The sequence below is a fragment of the Exiguobacterium sp. s43 genome, from assembly GCF_018617255.1.
GTDB classification, from domain to species: domain Bacteria; phylum Bacillota; class Bacilli; order Exiguobacteriales; family Exiguobacteriaceae; genus Exiguobacterium; species Exiguobacterium profundum.
Genome location: NZ_JACSJT010000002.1, coordinates 1 through 22,135, shown reverse-complemented (window position 1 = coordinate 22,135; position 22,135 = coordinate 1). Strand labels below are relative to the sequence as shown.

Here is a 22,135-nt window from a genome sequence, read left to right as displayed (position 1 = left end):
CATGACGACCTTACTATGGGTATTCATTATCGCATCATTTGTGGTCGCTTTTGCAGGACTCATCTATCCAGTCATCCCGAGTGTCTTGTTCTTGTTCATCGGATACATGATTTATGGATTCGGTTTTTCGTTTGAACCATTGACCTGGACATTCTGGGTATGGCAATCGGTCTTCCTCGTCTTCTTATTCGGCGTCGACTATGTCGTCACCCGGGCTACGGTGGATAAACGGGGCGGTTCGGAGCGAGCGAAATGGGGTGCGACAATCGGCTTGATTGCGGGACCGTTTATTTTCCCGCTCGTCGGGGTTTTGATTTTCCCGTTCATCTTCGCTTTCTTGGCGGAGTTGACACTCGGGAAGACGACACGTGAAGCGTGGAGCATCGGCGTCGGAACCGTTCTCGCCTTTCTCGGCAGCACACTCTTAAAAGTGATCGGGATGACGATGATGATCATTCTATTCTTTATCTACGTGTGAGGCGGAGATGTTTCTCCGTCTTTTTAGTTTGAAAGGTGAATGGTTTTGGGGAAAGAAAAACAGGTCATCCGATTATTCGAATGACCCGGTTTTAACCAATTGATTGAAAGCGGAGCGACTGAACGATTGTTGCATTTCGACTTTTTTCTCGAAGAAGGCGGGCTTTAAATTCGATGTGGCGACGCCATCTTGAATCAACGAATCGAGTACTTGCTTCGTCGCGTCTTGTTTCGGCATCAACATGAGTCCTTCAGCGACGAACGTATGATGGTCGTTCAAGGCCCGCTCGCTCGTGAACGTCAAAGCGAGTGCAGCCGGGGCGTTCGTTGGCGACGTGATGACGGCTTCAGCGAGGATGAGGATGCGTTTGTTTAAGTAATGATGGAGCGTGACAGCCGACTCGGTCGGCACGAGCATTTCGAGGAGCCATTCTGAATCGTGCTCCTTCGAGATGATTAAACCATCGAGTAAATCGATCGGTAAATTCAGTTCATTGCCGTATTCGTCTTGGACGAGTCGGACTTGGACGAGGCGAAACGTTTTCATAGGATCGTTCCTTTCCGCGTTTTCTTTAGACCATCTTAACACAGTCTGAGGAATAGAATGTGTTAAGATAACGGGGAAGAAACAGAAAAATAGAGAGTGAGGGAGGCATCAAGATGAGTTGGGTTGTTGGCGTAATCGGGTATGTGACGATTCTCGCAATCGTCTATTATGGTGTCCTTTTCTTCAAAGTGAAACGGGAGCGGAGTCGGGCCGGCTATCGGATCTTTCTCTTGCTTGCCGGATTGTTTTTAGTCAGTGGGAGCGATTATATCATTGCGTTGTTCCAAGGAGACACCGAAGCGACGTTTTGGCAACGGACCGTCTATTTTGTCTTGATATTGCTCTCTTTGTCGATGGCGCTTTACTTTCGGAGAAAAGAAGATCAAAGCCAAGCAGGCGAGATGACAATGGTATAAAAAAACGGCTGTGGGTATGCACCCACAGCCGTTTTTTTATTTTGGTACCCGCGTTTTGCGAATCATATCGAGTTTTAAATCCCATAGTGGCTTGCTGAACGTCACCGAATACACTTCCGGTAAACGGAGACGCTTGTACTCTTCCCACAATCCGTTCATCTGCTCGTGATGATATGCACGAATCTCACTTGTGCTTGGAAGGTCGTATACGCGTTTCCCATCAAGGAAGATTGGTTGCAACAAGCGTTTCACGTTGAAGTTACGTGTCTTGATCTTGAAGGCCGGGTCACGGACGTCAATCAAGTCGATCTCGGTGTAAGATTCGACCGGTTCATCGGCGAGGGCGATATAGTCGCCTTTGAACTTTTTCGTTTCGTTGTCGATGATGCGATACAACTCTTTCTTGTGAGGAGTCGTCGTCTTCACCTTAGAAGAAGATACTTTGATGACCGGTTTTAATTCCCCGGATTCATCCTCACGCGCGACGAGTTTATAGACCATACCGAGTGCCGGCTGCTCGTAAGCCGTGATGCCACGTGTCCCAACGAGGAACGTATCGGCCTCTGCGCCTTGCATCCGTAAGTCCTGGATGACATACTCATCCAAATCCCCAGAGACGACGATTTTGACGTAGTCGAGCCCTGCTTCATTCAACGCTTTCCGGGCACGCTTCGACAAGTAGGCGAGGTCTCCAGAGTCGAGTCGTACTGACTTGAGACGATGGCCCTTCGCCTCGAGTTCTTTTGCGACCGTAATCGCATTCGGCAGACCAGACTTGAGTGTGTCATACGTGTCGATGAGAAGGCTCGTGTTGTCCGGATACATTTCAGCGAATGAACGGAATGCGCTCAATTCATCATCATGGAACTGAATATCAGCATGCTCCATCGTTCCTCCTGTCGGGACATCAAAGTCACGACCGGCTGACACGAGACTTGTCACATCAAAACCAGCGATGTAAGCCGCACGTGTTCCGTAGTAAGCCGCATCGACACCTTGCGCGCGACGAGCTCCTCCTTCAAGGAGTGTCTCGTTCGGAGCAGCCTGACGAATCCGGGCATACTTCGTGGCGATGAGTGATTCATGGTTCGCGATATTGAGTAGCGCCGTTTGGAACAGTTTCGCTTCAAAGATGGTCGATTCAATCCGAACGACTTGTTCATGTGGGAAGATGACTTCTCCTTCGCGAACACTATATAGTGAACCAGTGAACTTAAAGTTCCGTAAGACGTCTTCGAATTCATCTTCGAATCCGAGTTGCTCTTTCAAATAGGTGATGTCCGCCTCCGTAAAGGAGACGTTCTCTAAGTAGTGAACGATATTCTCGAGTCCGGCGAAGACGACATAACCACCACTAAATGGATTCGAGCGATAGTAAAGGTCGAAGACGACCTTTTCATTATGGCGACCTTGCTTCCAGTAAATATACATCCAACGTGGAAGATAAAGATCTGTGTGAAGGGCTAAATTACGATGTAACATATGATTTCCTTTCTGTTTTACGTCACTTTCCGACGACTGTCGCACCGAGTGTTGTGACGAAATGTTCGAGCGCCCATTCATGGCCGACCGGGTTGAAGCTTTGAACGGCATCGGCATGGACGACGATTTGATAACCGAGGTTGTAGGCATCTACGGCTGTATGGAGTACACAAATATCCGTGCAGACACCGACGAGATGAACTTCTGTGATTCCGCGTTCCCGAAGACGCAGGTCAAGGTCAGTTCCGGCAAAGGCACTATAACGTGTCTTATCAATCCAGTGGTCTGCCTGTTTCGCAGCTTCCTTCACAGAACCGTACAACTCACGGCCCTCTGTCCCGCGGATATTGTGCGGCGGGAACAACGTCGTTTCAGGGTGGAACGTGTCACCTGCATCATGGACGTCGTTCGCGATGACGACATAGTCATCCGTTGCGAATGTTCCGATCAATTCGACGATCCGTTCTTCAATCTCTTGCCCGGGTTTCCCACAAGTCAAACGACCACTGTCTGCGATAAAATCAAATGTATAATCAATAACAATCAATGCGCGCATGGGAGATGCTCCTCTCTCGTAATGAAAATGATGGCTATCCATCTCATTCTAATTCATTATACATCATGCACGGAAGATTATTTTTCTTCGGTTTGGGTAGATTAAGACAGTAGACTGTATAGGGAAAGGGGATTGTGACGATGGTATTATCGCAAAGTGAATTGACAGAGGAACTGTCACGGTTGAACGGTTGGGAAGAAGTGAACGGGGAGATTCAAAAGACGTATCGGCTGGAAACATTTCCGGAGGCCATTCAGTTCGTGCATCTTGTAGCAGATTTGGCTGAATCGCTCGATCATCATCCGAACATCTTGATTGAATATCGGAACGTGACATTGACCGTATCGACCCATGACGAAGGGGGCATTACGGAGAAAGACATCACACTCGCGAAAGGGTGTGAGGAACTTGTCTAAGCTCTATATGACTTTTGCGTCAGGCAGCGTGGCGGAGCGTCTTCGAAAGGAGCCAGGCGTCATCGCGGCGAATGGACACGAAACGATTTTGCTCGCAGAAGGAGAGAAGTCTCCGTTCAAGAGCGGTAAAGTGTTTGAAATTGAAGAGGCGTCGGGCGAATTTGTGAAAAAAGGGAACATTTTATACGCGAACGTTCCGGCAGATGAGAATGCCCGCTCCCTGTTGTTTCACCACTTGTTGACGGAAAAGGCGCCACTCGGTGTCAGTCATGATGGGTTTTCGGCATACCGATTAGGTGTCGACCCGGATGATAATCATGCCGTCGTCTTTATTCAGTTCACGTCTGGTGGGAAACACTTTCGTGATACGGCGGACTATGCAATCCTTGAAGACCGCTTGAAGCGAGCGGTCGAACAGCGCGGTGCAGGTCCCGTCATAAAACACTATGTCGTCAGTGAGTCAGATAATCTATAATAAAAGATAACGTCATGTTAGGGGAGGATTTTTATGAACAAGAATTATTTCTGGTTGGGGATGGCTGCGGGTGCGGTAATCGGCGCAGCAGCATCACTTCTCCATAGCGAAACGCGCGATCAACAAGTGAGACAACTGAAAGGCATCAAGTCGAAGTTGAAATCATCGAACACGTCGACTGAGGCACATGCGGTCGGTCTACAAGCGTCATCGAAAGGCAACTTGAAAGACCGTGTCATGGAATGGAAATCGCTTTACGAAGAAAACCAAGATACGATTCAAAACCTCGTCGAAGACGTGAAAGACTTAGTCGATGCGCTTCAAGAGGCTCGTCATAAAAATCAAATCTAATCACAGGTCCGGTGCATGCGCATCGGACTTTTTTTTATTTACCAAAACCCTCATACACCAATAAAAAAGGGAACGTTCTATCACGTATGAATAAAAATACAATTGACAGAATAAATATGCATATGGTTCAATCATTTTATTCTTCTGAGGAGGTAGAGAGATGATTACGTGTGGCATCGTCGGCGTAACAGGTTATGCCGGTTTGGAATTGTTAAAACTGATCGAGCAACATCCGACTATCCGTTTAGAAAAAGCAATCAGCGACTCGAGCGCCGGGATGACCTTGTCGGAACTATATCCGTGGTTACAAGCGGATCCAAAAATACTTGAACCGTTTCAAGCAGACGCCCTAGCTGGGATTGATGTGGTATTCCTTGCGACTCCGAGCGGCGTGTCTGCTGACTATATTCGACAGTTAGCATCTTTTCCTGGAGTGGTCATCGATTTGAGTGGGGACTTGCGATTACCGTCTGATGCATACGAAACGTGGTACGGGAAGCCGCCTGTTACCGAATCGATTCAACGAGAAGCTGTCTATGGATTGACCGAGTGGAATCGAGAGTTGCTGACGGGAGCAAAATGGATTTCAAATCCAGGTTGTTATGCGACCGCTGTCTCACTCGCGTTATTGCCGTTCGTTCAGCACGATTGGATCGACCCGGCACACATCGTGGTTTCGGCCTGCTCCGGCATCACGGGCGCTGGCAAAGGATTGAGTGAGAAGACCCATCATGCCAAATCGAATGAGAATGTGCAGTTATATAAGATTCATTCGCATCAGCACATCCCTGAAATCGAACAGACCTTGTACCACATGGGTGGCGCAGAAGCGACAGTCTCGATGTCGACCCACTTGCTGCCGATTAATCGCGGGATCATGGCGACAATCACGGTTCTACCGAACGATGACGTGTCAGAGGATGAATGGGTGAAGCGTCTTCAAGCCGCATATATGGATGAACCGTTCATTCGAGTGCAGCAGGGAGAGCCGGAAATCAAATCGGCGGTCGGTTCGAATTACTGCGACCTCTGGGTGTACAAAGAAGAACGGACGCATCGACTGACTATCGTATCGGTCATCGACAATATGCAAAAAGGGGCGGCCGGGCAAGCCCTTCAAAATGCGAACGTTCGATTCGGATTCGATGAGACGCTCGGACTATTGAATCAACCACAATACATTTAGGAGGATGAAGCATGATCGACATCATGGCGACCCAAAAACCGGGCATCGTATCACCGAAAGGATTTCAAGCGTGCGGCATTCATGCGGGACTAAAACGAAAACGGAAAGATTTGGCGCTGCTCGTTTGTGAACGACTAGCGAGCGCGGCGGCCGTCTACACGACAAACCACTTTCAAGCCGCACCGATTCAAGTGACAAAAGCGTCATTAGCCGAAACAAACGGCTATCTTCGAGCCGTGTTAATCAATAGCGGGAACGCGAACGCCTGTACAGGTGAACAAGGGCTAAAGGACGCCTACACGATGCGCGACATGACGGCAAAACATATAGGTGTAAAACCGGAAGAAGTGGCCATCGCTTCAACGGGCGTCATCGGTCAACCGCTTCCGATGGTCCCGCTCATAAACGGGATTGGTCATCTGCAACCGTCCAAGACATGGAAAGATGGACAATCGTTCGCTGAAGCCATTTTGACAACAGATACCGGGACGAAACAAACTAGTGTCCATTACAAAGAAGGGGAAGCGACCGTGACGATCTCAGGCGTCGCCAAAGGGTCGGGGATGATTCACCCGAATATGGCAACGATGCTCGGGTTTGTGACGACAGATGCGGTCATCGCACCGGAACTGTTGCAGCAGACATTAAAGAAAAGCGTCGACGCCTCGTTCAATAACATCACGGTGGACGGGGACAGCTCGACAAACGATATGGTCCTCGTCATGGCGAGCGGGGCAGTAGAAATGGAAGAAATCAAAGAGGGGACTTCCGCACACATCGCGTTCCAACAGGCTTTGACAGATGTATGTTTAGAGCTTGCCAAAGCGATTGCAAAAGATGGGGAAGGAGCGACGAAACTCATAGAAGTGAATGTCAGTGGCGCAACATCCGACCAACAAGCCAGAACGATTGCCAAGCAAATCGTCGGGTCCTCTCTGGTGAAGACAGCGGTATATGGACAGGATGCCAACTGGGGACGAATCATTGCTGCAATCGGCGCCGTCCCGTTCCCTGTGAACGTGGAGGCGATCGATATTCAAATAGGGAGTCAACTTGTTTTAAAGGACAGTACGCCTGTCTGGTTTGATGAGGCGTATGCGACCGAAGAGATGAGTCGGGACGTCGTCACCATCACAGTCGACTTGCATGGCGGGGAAGGGTTCGGTCAGGCATACGGATGTGACTTAACCTACGACTACGTCAAAATCAATGCGAGTTACCGGACATGAAGAAGCGGAAAGTCATCAAACTTGGGGGCAGTGTCTGGGAGTCGATGACACCTTCGTACTTTGAAGAGTGGCGAGGATGGATGGAAGAAGGAAATGATTTGCTCATCGTACATGGAGGTGGACCGAAACTATCGGCTTATTGCATGTCTCAACAAATTGAACCGTTGTTCTTGGCCGGACGTCGCGTGACGACAGATGAGGTGTTGATTGGTGCTTGGCGTGTGTTGGCAGGAGAAATGCAGACGAACGTCGTGTCGACATTGGCTCGATATGACCTCGATGCGTTTGGTTTATCGGGGGTCGACGGGAGTGCGATTTTCGGTCAACCTCTGAATGGACTTGGGAAAGTCGGTGAGGTGATTTCGATTCGAAATGACGTGTTCGAACGGCTGATGGATTCCGGACATGTTCCGGTTGTGACATCGGTGATTGCCGGCGCGGAAGGACCGCTGAACTGTAATGGCGATGATTGTGCGGTGGCACTTGCTATTTCGTTACAAGCGGATGAATTGGAACTATTGACCGATGTGAACGGTATTCGCATACACGGTGAATTTCAGACGACGCTAACTGAACGGGACATTCGAGAAGCCATCGCATCTGGAGAAATTGATGGAGGGATGGTGCCGAAAGTAGAGGCGCTATTGGCAGCAGTGGCAGGAGGGGTAAAAAGTGCCCGCATCCGAGATGGTCGTGACGCGACGCTCGCAGGGACAAGATTATGGGAGGGGAACTATGAATTCGCTTTTACCGACATACGGGAAACGAACGATTGAGATCGCGCAGGCGAGCGGGTCGTACGTGACGGATGTTTCAGGAAAGACGTACTTAGACTTTGTGATGGGCATTGCCGTATGTGGGACGGGGCATCGTCATCCATACGTGCAACAGAAAATTGAAGAACAATTGAACCGGGTGTGGCATACATCCAACCTCTATTTGATATCTGGTCAGCAACGTGTCGCTGAAAAGTTGACGGAAGGAACACATCTGACGCATGCCTTCTTTTGTAACAGTGGGACAGAAGCGAATGAGGCGGCCTTTAAGTTAGTCCGAAAGTGGACGCAGAAAACAAAAATCATCACATTCACGCAGTCGTTTCACGGACGTACATTCGCTATGCTCGGGGCGACTGGTCAAGAGAAGGTGAAACATGGATTTGGACCGATGGTGAGTGACTTTATTCATGCACCGTTCAACGATATAGAGGCTCTTGACTGGATCGATGATGAGACGTCTGCTGTTTGGCTCGAGATCGTACAAGGTGAAGGCGGTGTGGTCGTCGCGGATCCCCTGTGGTTGCAGGCCTTACAGGAAGCAGCTGACAAATACGATGTCAAAATCGTCGTCGATGAAGTGCAGACCGGCATCGCGCGTACAGGGACACGTTTCGCATACGAACAAACACCGCTCCGTCCTCATATCATCACGTTAGCGAAAGGATTGGGGAGTGGCATTCCGGTCGGCGCAATATTGACGACGGCGGAAGCGGCGACGGTCTTTGGTCCTGGGAGTCACGGTTCGACCTTCGGTGGAAATCCAGTGGCGATGGCTGCGGCAGAAGCGACACTCGATGTCCTCTTCACACCCGAGTCTTTTAAGCATGTCACAGACATGGGAGATTATTTGAAAGAAGGACTCAGTCGCTTCGTGGATGGAGAACGTTTCGTCGAAGTGAGAGGACTTGGGCTGATGATTGGGCTTGTCTCGACAGAACCGGTAGCAGACTGGGTCACAGAATTGGCAGAGGCGGGTTTATTGGTCGTCATGGCGGGGCCGCACGTCATCCGCTTCCTGCCTTCACTACTGGTCACGAAATCGGAGATTGACGAAGCATTGACGAAACTTGAACAAATCTTACAGAAGGAGGGCGTCGTATGAACGGAAGCATCAGCTTAATGAACGGGAAGTACTTTACAGGAACATGGGAGACGAGTGCGCGACACGCAAGTGGTGAAGTCGTGTTCTTCACCGGGATGACGGGCTATCAAGAAGTGTTGACCGACCCGTCATATGCTGGACAGATCATCGCGTTCACTTATCCGCTGATCGGACAATATGGACTGGAATCAGACGGGAGCGAAAGTGCTCGCATTCAAGTGGCCGGCGTCCTCGTGCAATCACTTGCCGATTCTGGGGATCAGTCTGACTTAAAGGATTGGTTAGAGCAGGAAGGGATTCCGGTTCTGTCACAAGTCGATGTGCGTGCACTCGTTCATGTGTTGCGTGATGAAGGCGATCAGTTTGGAATGATGGCAGCGGACATACATGAAACGTTGGAAGTTCCAGATGTTCGTCATCTAACAGAGCGCGTCACAACAACGTCTATCGTTCAGGAAGGGAACGGAGAGAAAGGGCATATCGTCTGTCTCGACTTCGGGGTGAAGGCGTCGATGATTGGTGAAATGGTGAAACGTGGGTATCGTTTGACGAGTGTTCCGTACCAGACGTCAAAAGAGGTCGTCGAGGCATTGCGACCGGATGGGATTTTAGTATCGAACGGGCCCGGGGACCCGCGAGACCACATGGGGCAGATTGAAGTCATCCGGGAATTGGCGTTATCGTATCCGACCCTCGGGATTTGTATGGGGCATCAACTGCTCGCGCTCGCGTTCGGTTGCAAGATTGAAAAGCAAACATACGGACATCGTGGCTCGAATCACCCGGTCCGAAACGTCAAGACGAACGAAGTATGGATGACGTCGCAAAATCACGGTTATGTGGTCGCGCGTATGAGTATCGAACAGAGCCCGCTTGAACTGCTTTATGAGAACGTGAACGATCACTCGGTGGAAGGGTTGATTCATCCGAATGCATCCATTTTCACGACACAGTTCCATCCGGAGGCGAGTCCCGGACCAACGGACGCGCAGTCCGTCTTCGACCGTTTTGATGATATGATTCAGCAAGGAGTGAACGCGTATGCATAAAAAAGTACTCGTTATCGGATCGGGACCCATCGTGATTGGGCAGGCCGCAGAGTTTGATTATTCCGGAACGCAGGCGTGTCAGGCGCTTCGTGAAGCCGGTTGTGAAGTCGTCTTATTGAACTCCAATCCTGCCACAATCATGACGGACCCAGGAATGGCGGACGCGACGTATATTGAGGCGATGACCGTTCAAAAAGCGACCGAGATCATTGAAAAAGAACGTCCGACGCACGTCCTTGCGACGGTCGGTGGACAGACGGCGTTGAACTTGGCTCTTGATCTCGAGGAAGCTGGCGTGTTGACCCAATATGGAATCGAACTGCTCGGTACATCACTCGACACGATTCGTGACGGGGAAGACCGTGAGCGGTTCAAGCAAAAGATGGAGCTGTTGAACGAGCCGATTCCGACATCGACGACGATTGAGACGATTGAAGAACTGACAGCTTTCATTGAGACGACCGGTGTTCCGCTCATCGTTCGTCCGGCGTTCACGCTCGGTGGGACCGGCGGTGGGATTGCGATGACGGAGGATGAGGCGTATACGATGGCGCGTCGGGGTCTTGAGGCAAGCCCGATCTCACAATGTTTGGTCGAGAAGAGCATCGCTGGCTATAAAGAATTTGAATATGAGGTCATGCGTGACGCGCTCGGAACGTGCATCATCGTCTGCAACATGGAAAATATCGATCCGGTCGGTGTGCATACGGGGGACTCCGTCGTGTTCGCTCCGGCCCAAACCTTATCGGACCAAATGCATCAGACGTTACGGAGCGCTGCGTTTCGAATCGTCTCCGAACTCGGTGTGATTGGTGGATGTAACATTCAGTTCGCGGTGCATCCGACGAAGTCAGAGTACTACGTGATTGAAGTCAATCCTCGTGTCTCTCGGAGCTCGGCACTCGCGTCAAAAGCGACCGGCTATCCGATTGCCAAAATTGCGACACGTCTCGCTTTAGGTGAACCGTTAGATCACTGTATCAATCCAGTCACAACGAATACGATGGCGAGCTTTGAACCGGCACTTGATTACATTACGGCGAAAGTACCATGTTTCCCGTTCGACTTGTTCGCGGAAACAGAACGCGCACTCGGACCACAGATGAAGGCGACCGGTGAGAGTATGGCGATGGGGAAAACGTTAGAAGAAGCGTTACAGAAGGCATGGCGTGGTGCCGGAATCGAACAGGCACCGCTTTATCCGAAGTGGATGCAGGGAGCCACAGTCGACGTTTTGATGGGCGAAGTCGAGGCGCCGACCGATCGTAGATTGCACGCTTGTCTCGCTTTGCTCGACCGTGAGTTGATGTCGGCCTATGCATTACAGCAGATTACGGGCATCACCCCTCACTTCATTCACATGTTAAAACGACTCATTCAGATGATGAAGGAAGATTTGACGAATCCGGTCCAGTTGCTTCAAGCGAAGCGACTTGGGTTCACGGACGCGCAAATTGCCGCCGTGATGCATATGCAAACCGAGGAAATCAAGGCGTTCCGAGAGGCGGCCTCGATTCAACCGGTATATCAGATGATTGATACGTGTGCGGCCGAGTTCGAAAGTAAGACCCCGTATTTTTACGGTTCATGGCACGGAACGTCCGAAGTGAAGCCGAGTGAAAAACGGAAGGTTGCCATCATTGGGGCAGGTCCGATTCGAATCGGACAGGGCATCGAGTTCGATTACAGTTCGGTTCATGCGGTCTGGGCACTTCAAAAACTTGGTATCGAAACGATTATGATCAACAACAACCCGGAGACCGTATCGACGGACTTCTCGATTGCGGACAAACTGTATGTCGAACCGCTGACGAGTGAAGATGTCATGCACGTGTTAGAAGCGGAAGGGTGCCGCGATGTCTTAATCCAGTTCGGTGGACAGACGGGTATTGCACTCGCTCATGATTTAGAAGCGGCGGGGTATCACTTGCTCGGTGCATCCGCAGACACCATCGACCAAATGGAAGACCGGGAACGTTTCTATCAATTCCTTGATTCGATTGAAGTCGAACACATCCCGGGTGAAGAAGTCACTTCCCCGACGCAGTTGCAGGAAGCGATCCAACAGTTAGGCTACCCATGTATCTTGCGCCCGTCCTACGTGATTGGAGGAAAGGGCATGTTACTCATTCATTCAGAGGAACAGTTAGCAGAGGTGTTACCGAACCTTGCCTATCCAACGCTAGTCGACCAATATGTCGCAGGGCGTGAGCTTGAAGTGGATTGTGTAACGGACGGGGAAACGGTATATGTGCCCGTCGTCCTAGAACAAATCGAAGCGGCGGGTGTCCATTCCGGAGACTCGACGATGATCTTGCCGCCGGTCGAGACGAGTCTGGCGATTCAAGAGCAAGTGGAGTCGATTGCGAAACGAATCGGACAGGCGCTCGATTATAAAGGAGCTCTGAACATTCAGTTCGTGTTGAAGGAAGACACGATCTACGTCCTTGAAATCAATCCGCGTGCGTCGCGGACTGTGCCGATTGTCAGCAAAGTGACAGGTGAGCCGTTAATCGAATGGGCGACCTACGCGGCGTACGGTCTCGCATTGAACGATTTCGTTCCGACACATCCCTCGAGATTGACAAACTATGCGGTAAAGACTCCGATCTTCTCGAACGTCAAACTGCCAGGCGTAGACCCGATGACAGGTCCGGTCATGCGTTCGACAGGCGAGACACTTCAATTCAGTTCACATTCATATGTGCCGGAGCGCTTTACGTATGATGCGGTGACAACACGGGTGATGAATCGTCCGCAAATCGTATTCGGGAAAGGGTTTGAACACGTCGGGGATACACCACTCGCAGACGTCAGTGATTTTCAAGATGTCGCCGTATTGTTCTCGGATGCGGCTGACGAACGAGCAACACGTGAAATCGCCGTTCGCCATGGGGTGCATATCATTTCGTCCAAACAGTTAGCTCAGTATTATCAGATGAGTCAGTCACGGACCGGCAATCCGGTTCAGTCGTTGCAATCCATTCAAATGAGAGAGGGAGTAGCCAAATGACAGTGAAGACGATACAACATTTTTTAACGATGGAGGAATTGACACCGGATACGCTCGATTCGTTGATGCAATTGGCACACGAAGTGAAACGTTCACCTCAATCTTATGCAACGGTGCTGACAGGGAAGAAAGTCGCATTGCTATTTGAAAAGGCATCGACACGGACGCGTATGTCATTTGAAGTCGGGGTGGTCGAATTAGGTGGATACCCACTCTTTCTCAGCGGTCAAGATTTGCAAATCGGGCGTGGTGAACCGTTGACGGATACGATTCAAGTGATGAGTCGGTATGTGGACGCACTCATGATTCGAACGTATGCGCATGAAACGGTGGAGACGTTGGCACAACACGGGTCAATCCCAATCATCAATGGATTGACGGACTTGCATCATCCGTGCCAAGTGCTCGCGGATTTATTGACGATTGAAGAGCGGTTCGGGAGTCGTACCGGAAAGGTGTTGACGTATATCGGAGACGGCAATAATATGGCACATTCGCTTATGATCGGTGGGGCACTGAGTGGGATGCATATCCGCATCGCCTCACCAAACGGATACACCGTTGATCAAGGCATTTATGAGAAAGCGAAGAAGTTGGCTGAATCAACGGGAGGAAGCATCGCGTTGTTCGAAAACCCATCGCTTGCTGTGAACGAGGCGGATATTGTCTACACGGATGTATTTGCGAGCATGGGGCAGGAGGGAGAAGCAGAGGAGCGGCTGATGAAGTTTAACGGTTTTCAAGTGAATGAAGAGTTGATGGCACTTGCGAACCCCGACGCCATCTTCCTTCACTGTTTGCCGGCGCATCGCGGGGAAGAAGTGACGGCTGAGGTGATCGATGGACCGCAGTCATGGGTGTTCGATCAAGCCGAGAATCGTTTACATGCACAAAAAGCACTGATGCTGACATTGCTAACGTAACAACAAAGGGTGACACGCCACGTGTCACCCTTTGTTGTTATAAGAACCTTGCCAATAATCCAAAGACGGCCAGTCCGATAATGATGTAGAAAAACCACTTTCCATCCCCGGAATGAATGACAGGGGGCGTGTACGAACGTTGCTTATACTTCCCGTAGCGCATCGGGCGCGTATACGGGACGGTGAAACGTGAGAGTGGGATGGCAAGTAAGAATCCTGCCAAGAAGCCGTACACATGTCCCCAAAGAGAAACGTTCGAACCAATCAATGTGAAGACGGCACTGATGGCGACGAAGATGTAGACCAAGCGGGCATCTTGGCTGTACATCAACGTGCGACGGAAACGACCGATGAATACGTAGAATCCGAGAATGGCCAAGATGGCGCCTGACGCCCCGGCCTGTAGATAAAACAAGTTGCTGACAGTGAAATACGTGAGCAGGTTGGCGAGCGCTCCAGCGAATACATAAAACAAGGCAAATTTCACGTGTCCGACCATTCGTTCCATCGCTGGTCCGAAGATGATCAGTGCGAACGAGTTGAACAGCAAGTGACCGAGACTCAAATGAATGAAGTTGGCCGTGACCAAGCGGTACCATTGTCCGTCCGCGAGTGCCAAATGGAACGACCCTCCCGTCGCCACGATTCGTAAACCAGGTGCGAAAGAATCGATGACAAACACAAGGAGTTGGATTACAATGAACAGCGTTACGAGTGGATATGCCCGTACAAACGTTTGAACATTTTCCGTACGACTAAACATAACATCACCTCTTTCCTCAATTGTATAAGGAAACGGGGAGAAAAGGAAAGGAGCGAGTGTCCCGTGATTGTAGGAATTGGAGTCGATATCGTCGAGCTTGATCGGATGGCTCGCTCGATGAAACAACCACGTTTTTTAAAACGGCTGCTCACCGATGCGGAATATGAATTGTCTCAACAGTATCCGCTCCCGCGTCAAATCGAGTTTGTCTCGGGTCGCTTTGCTGCAAAAGAAGCTTACGCCAAGGCAATCGGGACTGGCATCGCACACGGGTTATCGTGGCGTCATATTGAAATTTTACCGGATGAGACGGGTCGACCTGTCATGACCGCACCGTTTACGGGGAAGATTCATGTCAGCATCAGCCATAGTCAAACATACGCCATCGCACAAGTCATCTTAGAAGAGGAGGGACACCATGTTTCGTCCTAGTCGAATCGAGATTGATCGGGCGTCCATCGCCCATAATATAAAAGAATTAACGAAACGAATTCCGCAGGACCTCATGGCAGTCGTCAAAGCGAACGCCTACGGACACGGGGCCGTCGAAGTGGCGAAAATTGCCCTTGAGAACGGAGCGACGATGCTCGGGGTCGCGTTACTCGAGGAAGCGCTCGAACTCCGCGATGCGGGAATCGAAGCACCGATTCTCGTCATGGAAGCGCAATTCCCTGAATATGCCGGAGTGGCGGCAGAACAGGAAATCACGTTGTCCGTATTTTCTGCCGAATGGTTACGAGAGGCAGCTCCATATATAGAAGAAAAGCCGTTGACGGTTCATATCAAAGTCGATACCGGGATGGGACGCCTCGGACTTCGTACCCGTGAACAGTTGGATGCCTTACTTGAAGAAGCGACCGATTCGTTTGTGGTGGAAGGAATCTATACCCACTTCGCAACGGCGGATGAGCTCGATAGCAATCTGTATTATACACAGCAAGAGCGGTTCGAGCGTTTGATGGATGGGCTCCACGAGCGGTTCCGCTATATCCATACGTCGAACTCGGCCGGTGCAATCCGAATGGCCGGACAAGATGTTCCTTATAATCTGGTTCGTGTCGGCATCGCGCTCTATGGGTTATATCCGTCACGTGAGATGGAGACGTTCTATTCGTTCCTGCGCCCGGCCTTCACGCTAAAAAGTCAGCTCATGCAGGTGAAGCGGCTAGAGGCAGGTCAGACCATCAGTTACGGTGCGACGTATACAACGTCAGCCGATGAATGGATTGGTACCGTTCCAGTCGGATATGCGGACGGGTGGTTACGAAAGGCGAGCGGGTTTGAAGTGGAGGTCAATGGGATTCGTTGTCCGATCGTGGGACGCGTCTGTATGGACCGTTTCATGATCCGGCTTCCAAAAGAGTTTCCGGTCGGGACGGACGTGACCCTTGTCGGTGGAAACGTCGCCATTGATGAACTCGCCTCATATCTTGGGACGATCAACTATGAGATCGTTTGCCAATTCACGAGCCGATTGCCACGTCTTTATGTGTGAATCATAAATCGTGTGAAATTATCTGAATTCTTTCTCGATTTCTCTATATTTTCCCATTCCCGCGTGTTATATTGATAAAGAACGCGGGAGAATTTCCGCCAGTCCATGAAACGATTCTGGAGGTGTAAGATGTTGAAGCAGCGAACTGCGGGTGCGCTAGCGTCCGTCCCAGATCGGTTCTCGCAACAAGGGGGTCCGATTTCGATGAAAGACCGTGAAACACTGTCCTTGAACGATGTAGTGACATACTTGTCTAAAGAAATTGCTGATCGACAACAAACACTGCGTGAAGAATTGGCGAAAGGCTATCAAGAGATGGCCGCGTTTAACTTGAATATGGCAGAAGAGATGCTAATGATTGAAACCGAAGCCGAACACGCTCTCTTACGTCAAGTAAGTGGGGTGTGAGCAGCGTGATCGTAAAGCGTGGTGACGTGTTTTATGCGAATCTGTCGCCCGTAGTCGGCTCAGAGCAAGGTGGCGTTCGACCCGTTCTGATCGTACAGAACGACATCGGCAATCGCTTTAGCCCGACCGTCATTGTCGCTGCGATTACAGCTCAGATTCAAAAAGCAAAACTGCCGACTCATGTGGAAGTATATCAAGAGAAGCACGGACTCGAACGAGACTCTGTGATTTTGCTTGAACAGATTCGAACGATTGATAAGCGTCGTCTGACGGATAAAGTCACTCATCTCGATGATGAGACGATGCATAAAGTGGACAGAGCGCTAGAGATCAGTATGGGATTGATCCCTCTCTAGCCTTACATAGATAAGACTGGTACATAGGTATCGGTCTTTTTTTAAACTTTTTTTAAAAAGTGGTTTAAGATTTTGTCAGAGGGGAATTTAATTTAATCGTACTCAATTTTTCTGTACGGACATTTAGGAGGGAATAGACGATGGATTTAGCGATTCGCGAGCAAGTCATTGGAGAACAATTACACCTTTACGTATCCGGAGAAGTGGATACATATACTGCACCAAAATTGAAAGAAGTATTGCATCCGGCCATCAGTGAACAAGATGTGGTCGTTCATTTAGACGAAGTGGAGTATATGGATTCGACAGGTCTTGGCGTGTTCGTCGGGGCATTAAAAATTGCCACGCGCAACGAAAAAGAGTTGTCACTTGTCGGAGTCACAGACCGAGTCAATCGTCTATTCGAATTGACGGGTCTTCACAAACTTCTTTCTATTAATTCGAACGTAAGAGGTGGCACGCAATGAACAATGTTGAACAGACGGTCATGACGTTCCCGGCCAAACCCGAATATGTCGGTGTGGTTCGATTAGTCGTTTCAGGAATCGCTAACCGTATGGGATATACGTACGACGAGATCGAAGATATTAAAATCGCGGTCTCGGAAGCATGTGGCAACGCCGTCCAACATGCTTATGACGATCATCAAGATGGAGAGGTCAAACTCGCTTGTGGCGTCTATGCAGATCGTCTTGAAATCACGATTGAGGATTCCGGCAAGACGTTCGCAGATGATGTGAAGCGTCAAGCCGCTCCGGTCGAAGAAACGACCGAAATTGAATCGCTCCATGAAGGAGGACTTGGTCTCTTCTTGATCGAAGCATTAATGGACGATGTCTCGATCAATAAAGACAGCGGTGTCAAAGTGACGATGACAAAACTCCTCAATAGGGACGAGGTGGATCAGAGTGCCAGCAAAATCTCAACAACGCCATCACAGTGATGACGAGGTACTAGAGTGGATTGAACGCTATCAACAAGACGATCAAAACGAAGAAGTGCAAATGCTCCTCATCAACCGCTATTCTGACCTCGTTGAAGCACTCGCGCGTAAATTCTCGCGTGGCCGTGCGATTCACGACGATCTTGTGCAAGTTGGGATGATTGGGTTACTGGCGGCACTTCGTCGATTTGACCCGGAATTTGGTCGTAGCTTCGAGTCATTTGCTGTCCCGACCATCATCGGCGAAATCAAACGATTTATTCGCGACAAGACGTGGAGTGTCCACGTACCGCGTCGAATCAAAGAACTCGGACCAAAGATTAAAAAGACGGTCGAAGAGTTGACGACCGAATTACAACGTTCGCCACGAATCGATGAGATTGCCGACCACCTTGGCGTGTCCGATGAAGAAATTCTCGAAACGCTCGAGATGGGCAAAAGTTATCAAGCCTTGTCGGTTGATAGTTCAATCGAAGCGGATAACGAAGGTAGTACGGTCACATTACTCGACTTGGTCGGTAGCCAAGAGCGCGGGTATGAATCGGTCGACCAGCGTCTCATTCTAGAAAAGGCATTCAATGTCTTAAACGAGCGTGAACGCGCCATCTTGGAATGCGCCTACTATAAGAATATGAGTCAAAAAGAGACAGGAGAACTTCTTGGAATCTCGCAGATGCATGTGTCCCGTTTGCAACGACGAGCACTCGAAAAGCTGCGTGAAGCCATCAAGGTCCCACTCAATGAAGTATTCTTAAGCGATGACTAATCGAGTCATCGCTTTTTTGTTTGAATGTTTGCTACACTTTGAAAGAGATCAAAAAAGGAAGTGATTCAAGTGATTACGAAAGTGGCTAACGCGTTAAACTTGAAAGTGAACCAAGTCGAGACGGTTCAGCAGCTCGCATCTGAAGGGGCAACGATACCGTTCATGGCCCGTTATCGGAAGGAAATGACGGGGAATTTGGACGAAGTTGAAATTAAAGGAATCTTGGATGCTCTTCAATATGAAGAGAGCCTGCAAAAACGCAAGGCGGATGTCCTGGCTAAATTAGAAGAGTTGGAAAAAAACACGCCTGAACTAACGAAAGCGTTAGAGGCGGCGACAACCCTTCAACAAGTGGAAGACATCTACTTGCCGTATCGTCCAAAACGACGTACGAAAGCAGAACAGGGACGCGAGAAAGGACTGCAGCCGCTTGCGGATTGGTTCCGGGACAAATCACCCTATTCTTCAGACAAGGTAAAAGAACTCGCTCAAGACGTCGAGGTAGAGGAAGCGTTGCCGCTCGTCCATGCCATCATCGGTGAAGAATGGGGAGAGGAAGCGAAACTGCGCCAGATGCTTCGTGACCGCGTACGCAAAGAAGGACTTTTGCGCTCGAAGAAGAAAAAACAAGCGGAAGACGAAAAAGAGATTTTTGCGCAGTATTATGAATATGAAGAGAAGATTGCTGGCATTGTCCCACACCGTGTACTCGCCTTGAACCGTGGGGAACGTACGGACGTGCTCCAGGTGAAAGTAGTGTTCGACGAGACGCGTTTCATGGATCAAGCCCTCCGTACATATGAACGACTTCCGAAAGAAAAACGTGAGGTTGTCGAGACGGCTGTGACGGAGGCGTACAAGAAGTCGGTCTTCCCGGCTATCGAACGGGAGATTCGTGGGGAGTTGACGGAAAAAGCAGAAGAGCAGGCGATCGATGTCTTCTCGAAAAACTTGAAACAACTCTATATGCAGCCGCCCCTTCGCGAGGTCGTCGTCTTAGGGATCGACCCGGCTTATCGAACTGGTTGTAAATGGGCAGTCGTCAATGAAATCGGAAAAGTCGAAGAGGTCGGTGTCTTCTATCCGACGGCACCGAAACATGATATCGCCGGTGCTGAAAAAGTACTGACGAGACTCGCGAAGAAATATCCAATCTCGGTTATCGTCGTCGGAAACGGAACCGCCTCACGGGAGACGGAACAATTCGTCGCCGACTGGTTGAAGAAAGCGGAACGTGATATTGCTTACGCGATTGTGAACGAAGCGGGGGCAAGTGTCTACTCGGCATCGGAAGTCGCACGAAGTGAATTCCCGGATTTGAAAGTTGAGGAACGGTCAGCCGTTTCGATTGCACGTCGAATTCAAGACGCGATGGCGGAACTTGTCAAAGTCGACCCGCAATCAGTCGGTGTCGGACAATATCAGCATGACGTCAGCCAGAATAAACTGAAAGCCTCCTTAGAGTTCGTCGTCGAGAGCGTGGTCAACATGGTCGGAATTGATGTGAACCGTGCTTCCGAGTCTTTATTGACGTACGTCTCAGGACTCAATAAAACGACGGCGAAAAATATTGTGGCATATCGTGAAGAGAATGGACGCTTTGAAACGAGAAAGGAAATTAAGAAAGTACCTCGTCTTGGAGCGAAGGCGTTTGAGCAGGCGGCTGGATTCTTACGGATCATGAACGGGAAGGACGTTCTCGACCAGACAGAGATTCACCCGGAAAGCTATCCGCTCGCGTTATCCATTTTAAAAGAGATCGGATCTTCAAAATCAGAGGTCGGTACGGCTGCGCTTCGAGAACGATTGCAACAAGTCGAAGCTAAAGCCTTGAGTGAAGAACTAGAGGCGGGGCTTCCGACAGTTGAAGACATTTTGAAGTCATTAGCCAAACCAGGGCGTGACCCGCGAGAAGATATCCAGAAACCATTACTACGCACGGACGTCATGAGTCTCGAAGACCTTCAAGTCGGTATGGAATTCCAAGGAACCGTCCGAAATGTCATTGATTTTGGCGCGTTCGTTGACATTGGGGTGAAACAGGATGGTTTGGTCCACATTTCGAAATTATCGAATCGATACGTGAAGCATCCATTAGATGTCGTGGCGGTTGGTGACATCGTGACCGTGTGGATCGAACAAGTCGATGTGAATCGTGGACGGATTAGTTTAACGATGCTTGCACCGAGTGTTAAATAAGAAGAAACTCGTATCAGGTAAAATGTTTTTCATTTTACCTGATTTTTTTTAGAAAAAGTGTTGACGGTCTTTTTGTGCCGTGATATCTTATAGAAGTCGCCGAGAGACGGCACGCGAAATAAACGTTTTTCTAAGAAAGTGATTGACAGGTTTCTGGTTTGCGGTTACAATATAAATCGTTACTTCGATAATTTCAAGCAACGTTCCGCAATAGCTCAGTGGTAGAGCAACCGGCTGTTAACCGGTAGGTCGTAGGTTCAAATCCTACTTGCGGAGCCATTTTATTTTGGAGACGTACCCAAGAGGCTATAAGGGGCTCCCCTGCTAAGGGAGTAGGCTGGGAAACCGGTGCGAGGGTTCGAATCCCTCCGTCTCCGCCACTTAAAATTACTTAGAAGACACATACACTGGCCCGTTGGTCAAGCGGTTAAGACACCGCCCTTTCACGGCGGTAACACGGGTTCGAATCCCGTACGGGTCACCATATATGGAGGATTAGCTCAGCTGGGAGAGCACCTGCCTTACAAGCAGGGGGTCGGCGGTTCGATCCCGTCATCCTCCACCATTTCAAATAAAAACGTAATCTGGTCTTGTGGTGTAGGGGTTAACATGCCTGCCTGTCACGCAGGAGATCGCGGGTTCGAATCCCGTCAAGACCGCCATTTACGTTGGGCTGTAGCCAAGTGGTAAGGCATCGGATTTTGATTCCGACATGCGAAGGTTCGATCCCTTCCAGCCCAGCTTTTTATTTGAGTCATTAGCTCAGTTGGTAGAGCATCTGACTTTTAATCAGAGGGTCGCAGGTTCGAGCCCTGCATGACTCACCATTTTCTTTTTTAACTTTATACGCTGCGGTCGTGGCGGAATCGGTAGACGCGCTAGGTTGAGGGCCTAGTGGTGGTTAACACCGTGGAGGTTCAAGTCCTCTCGACCGCACCATATGCACCCTTAGCTCAGCTGGATAGAGCGTTAGACTACGAATCTAAAGGCCGGGAGTTCGAATCTCTCAGGGTGCACCATTCTTTTTTATGGGCCTATAGCTCAGCCGGTTAGAGCGCACGCCTGATAAGCGTGAGGTCGGTGGTTCGAGTCCACTTAGGCCCACCATTTAAACTGACGAACTTTGAAAACTGAACGATGAGGCAAAAAAAGTTTTACAATTTTTGAATGAAGCGCAAGCTTCGTCAATTTAAGAGCTATATCA

24 protein-coding genes and 10 tRNA genes are annotated in these 22,135 nt (G+C 49.8%); 30 read left to right on the top strand and 4 right to left on the bottom strand.

Going from position 1 to position 22,135, the window contains the following annotated elements; translation table 11 throughout:
- The first annotated feature begins 1 nt into the window (after position 1).
- Positions 2-478 (top strand): DUF456 domain-containing protein, encoded by a 477-nt coding sequence (locus tag KNO79_RS10795; RefSeq protein WP_031424439.1) that lies wholly within the window; start codon positions 2-4, stop codon positions 476-478.
- Between the two features lie 72 nt (positions 479-550).
- Here KNO79_RS10795 and KNO79_RS10790 read toward each other — a convergent pair whose 3' ends face one another.
- Positions 551-1,024: a YwpF-like family protein gene (locus KNO79_RS10790; RefSeq protein WP_031424441.1), complete on the bottom strand. Its 474-nt coding sequence runs from the start codon at positions 1,022-1,024 to the stop codon at positions 551-553.
- A 113-nt stretch (positions 1,025-1,137) separates the two neighbouring features.
- Between KNO79_RS10790 and KNO79_RS10785 the strand changes: the two genes are divergently transcribed.
- Positions 1,138-1,440, top strand: a complete 303-nt coding sequence (locus KNO79_RS10785) for a 7TM diverse intracellular signaling domain-containing protein (RefSeq protein WP_031424443.1) — start codon at positions 1,138-1,140, stop codon at positions 1,438-1,440.
- Positions 1,441-1,476: 36 nt separating this feature from the next.
- Here the strand turns inward: KNO79_RS10785 and KNO79_RS10780 are convergent, their stop codons facing one another.
- Both KNO79_RS10780 and KNO79_RS10775 read right to left on the bottom strand, forming a co-directional pair.
- Positions 1,477-2,922, bottom strand: coding sequence for a nicotinate phosphoribosyltransferase (locus KNO79_RS10780; RefSeq protein ID WP_078146154.1), 1,446 nt, complete (start codon positions 2,920-2,922; stop codon positions 1,477-1,479).
- 22 nt (positions 2,923-2,944) lie between these two features.
- Entirely contained in the window at positions 2,945-3,478 is a 534-nt protein-coding gene (locus tag KNO79_RS10775) for a cysteine hydrolase family protein (protein ID WP_074034877.1), read from the bottom strand.
- A gap of 140 nt (positions 3,479-3,618) precedes the next feature.
- On the opposite strand from KNO79_RS10775, the gene KNO79_RS10770 reads away from it, so the two are divergent.
- From KNO79_RS10770 to argF, 10 genes are all read left to right on the top strand, one after another.
- The gene (locus KNO79_RS10770; RefSeq protein ID WP_078146155.1) at positions 3,619-3,894 is read left to right on the top strand and encodes a 4a-hydroxytetrahydrobiopterin dehydratase; all 276 of its coding nucleotides are present in this window, start codon (positions 3,619-3,621) and stop codon (positions 3,892-3,894) included.
- A complete protein-coding gene (locus KNO79_RS10765) occupies positions 3,887-4,369 on the top strand; it encodes a hypothetical protein (protein ID WP_230235411.1) in 483 nt (160 codons plus the stop codon). Before KNO79_RS10770 ends, KNO79_RS10765 begins: the two co-directional genes overlap by 8 nt.
- A gap of 33 nt (positions 4,370-4,402) precedes the next feature.
- Positions 4,403-4,720, top strand: coding sequence for a hypothetical protein (locus KNO79_RS10760; protein WP_015880545.1), 318 nt, complete (start codon positions 4,403-4,405; stop codon positions 4,718-4,720).
- A 160-nt stretch (positions 4,721-4,880) separates the two neighbouring features.
- Positions 4,881-5,906 carry an N-acetyl-gamma-glutamyl-phosphate reductase gene (gene argC, locus KNO79_RS10755; protein WP_214691295.1) on the top strand — a complete coding sequence of 342 codons (1,026 nt, stop codon included), beginning with the start codon at positions 4,881-4,883 and terminating at the stop codon, positions 5,904-5,906.
- Between the two features lie 11 nt (positions 5,907-5,917).
- Positions 5,918-7,135, top strand: coding sequence for a bifunctional glutamate N-acetyltransferase/amino-acid acetyltransferase ArgJ (argJ, locus tag KNO79_RS10750; RefSeq protein WP_214691294.1), 1,218 nt, complete (start codon positions 5,918-5,920; stop codon positions 7,133-7,135).
- Positions 7,132-7,911 (top strand): acetylglutamate kinase, encoded by a 780-nt coding sequence (gene argB, locus KNO79_RS10745; protein ID WP_214691293.1) that lies wholly within the window; start codon positions 7,132-7,134, stop codon positions 7,909-7,911. The genes argJ and argB overlap by 4 nt, the downstream gene beginning before the upstream one ends.
- Entirely contained in the window at positions 7,871-9,016 is a 1,146-nt protein-coding gene (locus tag KNO79_RS10740; protein ID WP_214691292.1) for an acetylornithine transaminase, read from the top strand. The genes argB and KNO79_RS10740 overlap by 41 nt, the downstream gene beginning before the upstream one ends.
- Complete coding sequence (locus KNO79_RS10735; RefSeq protein WP_214691291.1) at positions 9,013-10,065, top strand: carbamoyl phosphate synthase small subunit; 1,053 nt, start codon at positions 9,013-9,015, stop codon at positions 10,063-10,065. The genes KNO79_RS10740 and KNO79_RS10735 overlap by 4 nt, the downstream gene beginning before the upstream one ends.
- Entirely contained in the window at positions 10,058-13,078 is a 3,021-nt protein-coding gene (carB, locus tag KNO79_RS10730) for a carbamoyl-phosphate synthase (glutamine-hydrolyzing) large subunit (protein WP_214691290.1), read from the top strand. Before KNO79_RS10735 ends, carB begins: the two co-directional genes overlap by 8 nt.
- Positions 13,075-14,001, top strand: a complete 927-nt coding sequence (gene argF, locus KNO79_RS10725; RefSeq protein WP_214691289.1) for an ornithine carbamoyltransferase — start codon at positions 13,075-13,077, stop codon at positions 13,999-14,001. The genes carB and argF overlap by 4 nt, the downstream gene beginning before the upstream one ends.
- Positions 14,002-14,038: 37 nt before the next feature.
- Here argF and KNO79_RS10720 read toward each other — a convergent pair whose 3' ends face one another.
- Positions 14,039-14,764 (bottom strand): rhomboid family intramembrane serine protease, encoded by a 726-nt coding sequence (locus KNO79_RS10720; RefSeq protein ID WP_074034859.1) that lies wholly within the window; start codon positions 14,762-14,764, stop codon positions 14,039-14,041.
- Between the two features lie 63 nt (positions 14,765-14,827).
- Here KNO79_RS10720 and acpS point away from each other — a divergent pair, with 63 nt between their 5' ends.
- From acpS to KNO79_RS10630, 18 genes are all read left to right on the top strand, one after another.
- Entirely contained in the window at positions 14,828-15,196 is a 369-nt protein-coding gene (acpS, locus tag KNO79_RS10715) for a holo-ACP synthase (protein WP_074034857.1), read from the top strand.
- Complete coding sequence (gene alr / locus KNO79_RS10710) at positions 15,183-16,259, top strand: alanine racemase (protein ID WP_214691288.1); 1,077 nt, start codon at positions 15,183-15,185, stop codon at positions 16,257-16,259. Before acpS ends, alr begins: the two co-directional genes overlap by 14 nt.
- A 129-nt stretch (positions 16,260-16,388) precedes the next feature.
- Positions 16,389-16,667, top strand: coding sequence for a hypothetical protein (locus KNO79_RS10705; protein WP_074034853.1), 279 nt, complete (start codon positions 16,389-16,391; stop codon positions 16,665-16,667).
- Between the two features lie 5 nt (positions 16,668-16,672).
- The gene (locus tag KNO79_RS10700) at positions 16,673-17,023 is read left to right on the top strand and encodes a type II toxin-antitoxin system PemK/MazF family toxin (protein WP_026824472.1); all 351 of its coding nucleotides are present in this window, start codon (positions 16,673-16,675) and stop codon (positions 17,021-17,023) included.
- Between the two features lie 140 nt (positions 17,024-17,163).
- The gene (locus KNO79_RS10695) at positions 17,164-17,490 is read left to right on the top strand and encodes an STAS domain-containing protein (protein ID WP_015880558.1); all 327 of its coding nucleotides are present in this window, start codon (positions 17,164-17,166) and stop codon (positions 17,488-17,490) included.
- Positions 17,487-17,966, top strand: coding sequence for an anti-sigma B factor RsbW (gene rsbW / locus KNO79_RS10690; protein WP_074034849.1), 480 nt, complete (start codon positions 17,487-17,489; stop codon positions 17,964-17,966). Before KNO79_RS10695 ends, rsbW begins: the two co-directional genes overlap by 4 nt.
- Complete coding sequence (sigB, locus tag KNO79_RS10685) at positions 17,932-18,732, top strand: RNA polymerase sigma factor SigB (protein ID WP_214691287.1); 801 nt, start codon at positions 17,932-17,934, stop codon at positions 18,730-18,732. The genes rsbW and sigB overlap by 35 nt, the downstream gene beginning before the upstream one ends.
- Positions 18,733-18,801: 69 nt before the next feature.
- Complete coding sequence (locus KNO79_RS10680; RefSeq protein WP_214691286.1) at positions 18,802-20,931, top strand: Tex family protein; 2,130 nt, start codon at positions 18,802-18,804, stop codon at positions 20,929-20,931.
- A gap of 204 nt (positions 20,932-21,135) precedes the next feature.
- Positions 21,136-21,210, top strand: a tRNA-Asn gene (locus KNO79_RS10675).
- Between the two features lie 9 nt (positions 21,211-21,219).
- Positions 21,220-21,311 (top strand) — tRNA-Ser (locus tag KNO79_RS10670).
- Between the two features lie 29 nt (positions 21,312-21,340).
- Positions 21,341-21,415, top strand: a tRNA-Glu gene (locus KNO79_RS10665).
- 5 nt (positions 21,416-21,420) lie between these two features.
- Positions 21,421-21,496, top strand: a tRNA-Val gene (locus tag KNO79_RS10660).
- A 21-nt stretch (positions 21,497-21,517) separates the two neighbouring features.
- A tRNA-Asp gene (locus KNO79_RS10655) sits at positions 21,518-21,593 on the top strand.
- A 7-nt stretch (positions 21,594-21,600) separates the two neighbouring features.
- Positions 21,601-21,672: transfer RNA gene (locus KNO79_RS10650), tRNA-Gln, on the top strand.
- Between the two features lie 10 nt (positions 21,673-21,682).
- Positions 21,683-21,758, top strand: a tRNA-Lys gene (locus KNO79_RS10645).
- Between the two features lie 24 nt (positions 21,759-21,782).
- Positions 21,783-21,870, top strand: a tRNA-Leu gene (locus tag KNO79_RS10640).
- Between the two features lie 3 nt (positions 21,871-21,873).
- Positions 21,874-21,950 (top strand) — tRNA-Arg (locus tag KNO79_RS10635).
- Between the two features lie 11 nt (positions 21,951-21,961).
- Positions 21,962-22,038: transfer RNA gene (locus tag KNO79_RS10630), tRNA-Ile, on the top strand.
- The last annotated feature ends 97 nt before the right edge of the window (positions 22,039-22,135 follow it).

Excerpts from the sequence above, each read along its gene's own strand:
- KNO79_RS10795 (WP_031424439.1), top strand. The coding sequence starts at position 2 with ATGACGACCTTACTATGGGTATTCATTATCGCATCATTTGTGGTCGCT.
- KNO79_RS10790 (WP_031424441.1), bottom strand. The coding sequence starts at position 1,024 with ATGAAAACGTTTCGCCTCGTCCAAGTCCGACTCGTCCAAGACGAATAC.
- KNO79_RS10785 (WP_031424443.1), top strand. The coding sequence starts at position 1,138 with ATGAGTTGGGTTGTTGGCGTAATCGGGTATGTGACGATTCTCGCAATC.
- KNO79_RS10780 (WP_078146154.1), bottom strand. The coding sequence starts at position 2,922 with ATGTTACATCGTAATTTAGCCCTTCACACAGATCTTTATCTTCCACGT.
- KNO79_RS10775 (WP_074034877.1), bottom strand. The coding sequence starts at position 3,478 with ATGCGCGCATTGATTGTTATTGATTATACATTTGATTTTATCGCAGAC.
- KNO79_RS10770 (WP_078146155.1), top strand. The coding sequence starts at position 3,619 with ATGGTATTATCGCAAAGTGAATTGACAGAGGAACTGTCACGGTTGAAC.
- KNO79_RS10760 (WP_015880545.1), top strand. The coding sequence starts at position 4,403 with ATGAACAAGAATTATTTCTGGTTGGGGATGGCTGCGGGTGCGGTAATC.
- argC (WP_214691295.1), top strand. The coding sequence starts at position 4,881 with ATGATTACGTGTGGCATCGTCGGCGTAACAGGTTATGCCGGTTTGGAA.
- argJ (WP_214691294.1), top strand. The coding sequence starts at position 5,918 with ATGATCGACATCATGGCGACCCAAAAACCGGGCATCGTATCACCGAAA.
- argB (WP_214691293.1), top strand. The coding sequence starts at position 7,132 with ATGAAGAAGCGGAAAGTCATCAAACTTGGGGGCAGTGTCTGGGAGTCG.
- KNO79_RS10740 (WP_214691292.1), top strand. The coding sequence starts at position 7,871 with ATGAATTCGCTTTTACCGACATACGGGAAACGAACGATTGAGATCGCG.
- KNO79_RS10735 (WP_214691291.1), top strand. The coding sequence starts at position 9,013 with ATGAACGGAAGCATCAGCTTAATGAACGGGAAGTACTTTACAGGAACA.
- carB (WP_214691290.1), top strand. The coding sequence starts at position 10,058 with ATGCATAAAAAAGTACTCGTTATCGGATCGGGACCCATCGTGATTGGG.
- argF (WP_214691289.1), top strand. The coding sequence starts at position 13,075 with ATGACAGTGAAGACGATACAACATTTTTTAACGATGGAGGAATTGACA.
- KNO79_RS10720 (WP_074034859.1), bottom strand. The coding sequence starts at position 14,764 with ATGTTTAGTCGTACGGAAAATGTTCAAACGTTTGTACGGGCATATCCA.
- alr (WP_214691288.1), top strand. The coding sequence starts at position 15,183 with ATGTTTCGTCCTAGTCGAATCGAGATTGATCGGGCGTCCATCGCCCAT.
- KNO79_RS10705 (WP_074034853.1), top strand. The coding sequence starts at position 16,389 with ATGTTGAAGCAGCGAACTGCGGGTGCGCTAGCGTCCGTCCCAGATCGG.
- KNO79_RS10695 (WP_015880558.1), top strand. The coding sequence starts at position 17,164 with ATGGATTTAGCGATTCGCGAGCAAGTCATTGGAGAACAATTACACCTT.
- rsbW (WP_074034849.1), top strand. The coding sequence starts at position 17,487 with ATGAACAATGTTGAACAGACGGTCATGACGTTCCCGGCCAAACCCGAA.